Source organism: Pseudomonas sp. Irchel s3f7, from assembly GCF_900187615.1.
In the GTDB taxonomy this organism is placed as follows: Bacteria; Pseudomonadota; Gammaproteobacteria; order Pseudomonadales; family Pseudomonadaceae; genus Aquipseudomonas.
Map to the genome: position 1 here is coordinate 146,458 of NZ_FYDO01000017.1, position 6,436 is coordinate 152,893.

At 61.4% G+C, this 6,436-nt stretch carries 3 protein-coding genes and 2 pseudogenes; all 5 read left to right on the forward strand.

Annotated features, from left to right (window positions below):
* The first annotated feature begins 73 nt into the window (after positions 1 to 73).
* Positions 74 to 2,638: a TonB-dependent receptor gene (locus CKW19_RS16615; protein ID WP_095058821.1), complete on the forward strand. Its 2,565-nt coding sequence runs from the start codon at positions 74 to 76 to the stop codon at positions 2,636 to 2,638.
* Positions 2,639 to 2,749: 111 nt separating this feature from the next.
* On the forward strand, positions 2,750 to 3,352 hold the full coding sequence (locus tag CKW19_RS16620; RefSeq protein ID WP_095058822.1) for a biliverdin-producing heme oxygenase: 603 nt from the start codon (positions 2,750 to 2,752) through the stop codon (positions 3,350 to 3,352).
* 153 nt (positions 3,353 to 3,505) lie between these two features.
* Positions 3,506 to 3,895 (forward strand): YbaN family protein, encoded by a 390-nt coding sequence (locus CKW19_RS16625; RefSeq protein ID WP_095058823.1) that lies wholly within the window; start codon positions 3,506 to 3,508, stop codon positions 3,893 to 3,895.
* A 466-nt stretch (positions 3,896 to 4,361) separates the two neighbouring features.
* A pseudogene (locus CKW19_RS29550) lies at positions 4,362 to 5,330 on the forward strand (chemotaxis protein); the annotation flags it as partial.
* Positions 5,331 to 5,702: 372 nt separating this feature from the next.
* Positions 5,703 to 6,236: pseudogene (locus CKW19_RS29555) on the forward strand (methyl-accepting chemotaxis protein); the annotation flags it as partial.
* Positions 6,237 to 6,436 lie beyond the last annotated feature (200 nt).

Below are 6,436 nucleotides of genomic sequence, written 5' to 3' on the forward strand. Positions count from 1 at the left end.
CCAATGCAATTGATTCGCATCTCACTATGCCAATCAGCACCTATAAAGATTCGTGCGACACGGAGCGCTATCGATGTCCTCTCGCCTTACCCGCCCAGCCTCTTCACCTTCCCGCGTGCTGTCGCTGTTGACCGCCGCCATCCTGATGGCCGGCGCTGCACCGCTGATGGCCGCCAACGCCGCCGAGCAGTCGACACGCAAAATGGGCGATTACGCGTTCGCCATTCCCCAGCAGTCACTGGTGTCGGCGCTCAATGCCTTTACCGCCGTCACCGGCTGGCAGGTCGGCGTGTCGTCGGAGCTGGCGCAAGGCGTAGCCTCGCCGGGCGTGAGCGGGTCGCTGTCGCCAGAGAAAGCGCTGGATCGCCTGTTGGTGGGGACCAACCTGAGCTATCGCAAACTGGGCAACAACAGCATCGTCCTGGAAAAGCGCACCACCAACAGCGCGCTCAATCTGGATCAGGTGACCATCAGCGCCACCCGTAACGAGCAGGACGTGAACAGCGTGCCGAGCACGGTCTCGGTCTACACCCGCGAAGACCTGGACCGCAACAACGTCAATACCATCAAGGAACTGGTGCGCTACGAGCCCGGTGTTTCGGTCGGCGGCGCAGGCCAGCGTTCCGGTATCACCGGCTACAACATTCGCGGCATCGACGGTGACCGGGTCCTGACGCAGATCGACGGTGTGCAGGTCCCCGACGGTTTCTTCAACGGCCCGTACGCCCAGACCAACCGCAACTACGTTGACCCGGAAATCGTCAAGCGCGTGGAAATCCTCCGCGGTCCGGCGTCAGTGCTGTATGGCAGCAATGCGATTGGCGGCGCTGTCAGCTACTACACGCTGGACCCGGACGACATCATCAAACCGGGCAAGGATGTCGGTGCACGCCTGAAAACCGGCTACAGCTCCGCCGACGACAGCTGGCTGACGTCCGGCACCGTCGCGGGCCGCACCGGCGAGTTCGATGGCCTGTTGCACCTCAGTCAGCGCAACGGTCATGAAACAGAGTCCTACGGCGAAACCGGCGGCACTGGCCTGAACCGCACGCAAGCCAACCCCGAGGATGTGCGCACCACCAACATTCTGGCCAAGCTTGGCTGGAACTATGCCGACGACGCGCGCCTGGGGCTGACCTACGAGCATTACAAGGACGACCGCGACACCAATCAACTGAGTGCTGTGGGCGGCCCGTTCAACGCCGGACGCGGTTTCGGCTTCTACAAGGCCCGCACCGGCAACGACACGATCACCCGCGAACGTTTTGGCATCGAACACAGCTTCGGTCTGGACAGCGCACTGGCTGACAACATCAAGTGGTCGCTGAACTACCAGATCGCCAAGACCGACCAGAGCACCGAGGAAATCTACGCGCCGTTGCGCACCGTGCTGCGTAACCGCGATACCACCTACAAGGATCGCCAATGGGTCTTCGACGCCCAGGCTGACAAGTCGTTTGCCGTCGCCGACACAGAGCACCTCGTCACCTATGGCACCACCATCAAGCAGAACAAGGTCACCGGCCTGCGTACCGGTTCCGGCACCTGCCTGACCGTCGCCGGTGCTTGCCGTGTCATCGGTGCCCCGAGCGCCGCCGACACGCTTAAACCCGCCAGTGACTTCCCGGACCCGACCATCAATAGCTACAGCCTGTTCGCCCAGGATCAGATCAGCTGGGGCAACTGGACGTTCCTGCCCGGCGCTCGCTATGACTACACCGAACTCAAGCCGCACGTCACCGATGAATTCCTGGTCACCGCCGACCAGAGCGGTAACGGCGACGTAAGCGAAGAGACCAAGACCTGGCATCGCCTCTCGCCGAAGTTCGGCACCACCTACAGCTTCAACGACCATTACACCTGGTACGGTCAGTACGCCGAAGGATTCCGCACCCCGACCGCCAAGGCCTTGTACGGTCGCTTCGAAAACCTTGCCGGCGGCTATCAGGTCGCGCCGAATCCGGACCTGGAACCAGAGAAGAGCAAGAGCTACGAGACAGGCTTGCGCGGCAACTTCGAGCAGGGCTCGTTTGACGTGGCGGTGTTCTACAACAAGTACCGCGACTTCATCGACGAGAACGCCATCACGCCCGGCTACACCGAGACCACGTTCCAGAGCAACAACATCAAGCACGCGACCATCAAGGGCGCGGAGATCAAGGGCCGCCTGAACCTCGACGCCTTCGGCGCGCCGCAAGGCCTGTACACCCAAGGCTCGGTGGCCTATGCCTACGGACGCAACGACGACAGCGGCGAACCGCTCAACAGCGTCAACCCGCTGACCGGCGTGTTCGGCCTCGGCTACGACCAGGACAACTACGGTGGTGTGCTCAACTGGACCCTGGTGAAGAAGAAGGATCGCGTCGACAGCACCAACTTCAAAACCCCGGACGGTACCAGCACCCAGTTCAAGACCCCGGGCTTCGGCATTCTGGACCTGAGCGCGTTCTACAAAGTGACGGACGATGTGACCGTCAGCGGCGGCGTCTACAACCTGACCGACAAGAAGTACTGGCTGTGGGATGACGTGCGCGGCTACGACAGCGTCGGCGAAGCCTCGGTGACACAACCGGCCAACCTTGATCGCCTGACTCAGCCGGGCCGCAACTTCGCAGTCAACCTGATCTGGGATATCTGATCCGGGTCGCCTCGCCGGGATTCATGCAATCACCCGGCGAGGATTTTTTACTGTCAGGCGTCTTCCTGTTCGTCTCGTTACCAAGCGCCTCTTCTTTCCCAAGGATTTGCCATGAATACCCAGGACACTGCTCAACGCCCCAACCTGCGTTCGCAACGCTTGAACCAGATCACCCACGAGCCGCACACCAAGCTCGATGCCCTGGTCAAAGCCCACGCGCCGTTCGAAACCCAGGCCAATTTCGCTCGTTTCGTGGTCGCGCAGTACCTGTTCCAGTCGGAACTGGTGTCGCTGTACAACGATGCCGAGCTGACCGCCATTGTTCCGGACCTGCCGGCCCGCTGCCGCGCCGATGCGGCCAAGGCTGACTTGGCGGACCTCGACACCGAAGTGCCGGCGCCAGTTGCCGGTGCCCTGAGCAACCCGACCAAAGCCGAAGCCCTCGGCTGGATTTTCGTCTCCGAAGGTTCCAAGCTCGGCGCGGCGTTCCTGATCAAGCGTGCTGTGGGCCTGGGCCTGAGCGATACCTTCGGTGCCCGTCACCTGGGCGAACCGGCCGGTGGCCGCGCTGAAGGCTGGAAGAGCTTCGTCAAAACCCTCGACGGCCTGGAGCTCTCTGCGCAAGAAGAAGCCGAAGCGGAAAAAGGCGCCATCGACGCGTTCAACCGCTTCACCGTGTTGCTGGAACAGGCTTACGCTACCGAAGTAGCCTGACCCATCCCCTGTAGGAGCGAGCTTGCTCGCGAAGCGGAGTGCCAGACTATTCAAATGTTGAATGTTTGACCGCCATCGCGAGCACGCTCGCTCCTACAGGGGACGCCGCCAGTCTGTTAGATTTCGATCCGCCTCACGTGCTGTCTTGAGCCCATGCCCGCCTCCTCCAAACTCTCTCGTTTCCTCTTCGGCCTGCTGGCCTACGTCAGCCTGGGCATCGGCCTGATCGCCATCGTCATCCCCGGCCTGCCCACCACCGAGTTCATCCTGCTGGCCGCCTGGGCCGCCACGCGAAGTTCGCCGCGCTTGAGTGCCTGGCTGGAAAACCATCGACTGTTCGGCCCCATCCTCTTCAACTGGCGCAACGGCAAGATCATCGCTCGCCGGGCCAAAATCAGCGCCACGGTCAGCATGCTGTTATGTGTGAGTCTCATGCTGGTGATGCTCGATCATGGCTGGCCGGTCTATTTGGCGATTGCCGGGATGGCCCTGGGCAATCTGTGGATCTGGTCACGTCCGGAATCACTGCGGCAAACAGCCTGAACCCGCCCGCGATTTACTCTCGTTTTTAATCCGATCTTCGCGACATTCTTCCGCGCAAACGTTCAACCACTACCGTTCGTCGGAGTGCCATTCATGAAACCTCGACGCCACGCCGATGTGCATTGAATGGCGCTAAATGGATTTAGCGAGTCGAGCCGCCAAGGCTCACAGCCAACACTTCATCCATTCGCGAGTTCGCCCTATGTTCGACTCACTGTCCATCCGCCTGAAAATCGTCCTGCTGTCTGGTCTGTGCCTGCTGGGTGTAGTCGCATTGATCGTCGGCATGAACATCTACCAGACCAATCAGAACGATGATCTGGTCAGCGATTCCAGCAGCAAAATGCTCACCGCCAGCGTGCAGGACCTGCTCCAGGCCAAAGCGGCCGAGCAAGCGGTGCGGGTGCAGAAGACGTTCGGCGAAACCCTGACGGTGGTCACCGGCCTTGCCGATCAGATCATGGACATGCGCACCCTGGCCGCCAAGCGCGCGCTTGAGCCCGGCGCGCTGCGTGAGGACCTGAACCAGAGCCTGAAAACCGCCTTCGAGCGCAACAGCAAAGTGCTGGGGATCTGGCTGGCGTTCGAACCCAATGGCCTGGATGGCAAGGACAGCGAGTTCGTCGATGACGCGGCCCGCCAGTCCAACGAGGCCGGTCGCTTTGCCACCTACTTCAGCCGTGCCGGTGGTGAAACGCTGAACACGATCATGGTCGAAGAGGACATGACCAAAACCACCCTGAACCTCAGCGGTACGCCTTACAACGTCTGGTACACCTGCCCGCGGGACAGCAAACGCATCTGCTTGCTCGACCCCTACGCTGATACTGTCGGCAGCAAGGAAATGTTGATGACCACCATTTCCGTGCCGCTGCTGATGGACGGAAAATCCATCGGCGTGGTCGGTATCGACATCGCCCTCGACGCTTTGCAAGCGGCCGCGGTTGATTCCCAACGTGAACTGTTCAACAGCGCCGGGCACATGCTGATTGTGTCCGGCACCGGCGTAGTGGCCGCCTACAGCGTCGATGCAACGAAAGTCGGCAAGAGCATCGGCGATACGCTCGGTGCGGACGGCAAAGACATTCTGCAATTGCTCGGCAACGGTGCACCGAAGGTTCTCGAACAAGGCGACCTGATCCGCGCGGTTTATCCGGTCAGCCCGATTGCCGACGCCAAGGCCTGGGCCGTGGTGATCGACCTGCCCAAGCAAGTGTTGCTGGCCGACTCGGTCAAGCTGCAAACCGTCCTCGACGACGCCCAGCAAAGCGGCACGATCAAAGCCCTGTTGGTGGCGGTGATTGCCGGCGTGGTTGGCCTGTTGCTGATGTGGCTCACCGCCTCGGGCGTGACCCGGCCGATCGACAGCGTGGCGCAAATGCTCAAGGCGATTGCCAGCGGCGACGGCGACCTGACCCAACGCCTGCACTACAGCAAGAAGGATGAACTGGGCGAACTGGTCAGCTGGTTCAACCGCTTCCTCGACAAGCTGCAACCGACCATTGCGCAGATCAAACAGAGCATCACCGACGCCCGCGGCACGGCCGATCAGTCGTCCGAGATCGCCCGCCAGACCAGCGAAGGCATGCAGGTGCAGTTCCGCGAAATCGACCAGGTCGCCACCGCGTCCAACGAAATGAGCGCCACCGCCCACGACGTCGCCAACAGCGCGTCGAACGCGGCCAATGCCGCCAAAGGTGCCGATCAGTCGGCCCGCGACGGCATGCAGATCATCGAGCGCAGCACCCGCGACATCAATCAACTGGCCGAGGAAGTCAGCAAGGCCGTGACCGAAGTCGAAGCCTTGGCGGTGAACAGTGAGCAGATCGGCTCGGTGCTGGAAGTGATCCGCAGCATCGCCGAGCAAACCAACCTGCTGGCGCTCAACGCGGCGATTGAAGCTGCCCGTGCCGGTGAAAGCGGTCGCGGCTTTGCGGTGGTGGCCGATGAAGTACGCAACCTGGCCAAACGCACCCAGGACTCGGTGGAGGAAATCCGTTCGGTGATCGAGCGCATCCAGAGCGGCACGCGCGGCGTGGTCGCGACCATGCATTCGAGCCAGACCCAGGCCCACAGCAACGCCGGGCAGATTCAGCAAGCGGTGCAGGCCTTGGGCAAAATCAGTGACGCCGTGACCGTGATCAGCGACATGAACCTGCAAATCGCCAGCGCCGCCGAGCAACAAAGCGCCGTGGCCGAAGAGGTCAACCGCAACGTCTCGGCGATCCGCACCGTCACCGAAACCCTGACCGGCCAAGCCACTGAATCGGCGCAAATCAGCAGCCAACTCAACTCCCTGACCACTCACCAGATGAAACTGATGGACCAGTTCCGCGTGTAATCGAGATTCCCCTTGTAATTGGATGGACTCGCCCACGCCGAGGCGTCAATGCGCCACGGTGGCAGTCTAAGAAGCCAACGGCAGCGAGGGCGAGTCCATGAAAAAGAATACGACGCTTAAACAGTCCCTGTCTTCAACCGATGTGTCGGCCTGTACGACAGTGGCGGTCGATCTTGCCAAGCAGGTCTTTCAGGTCGCAG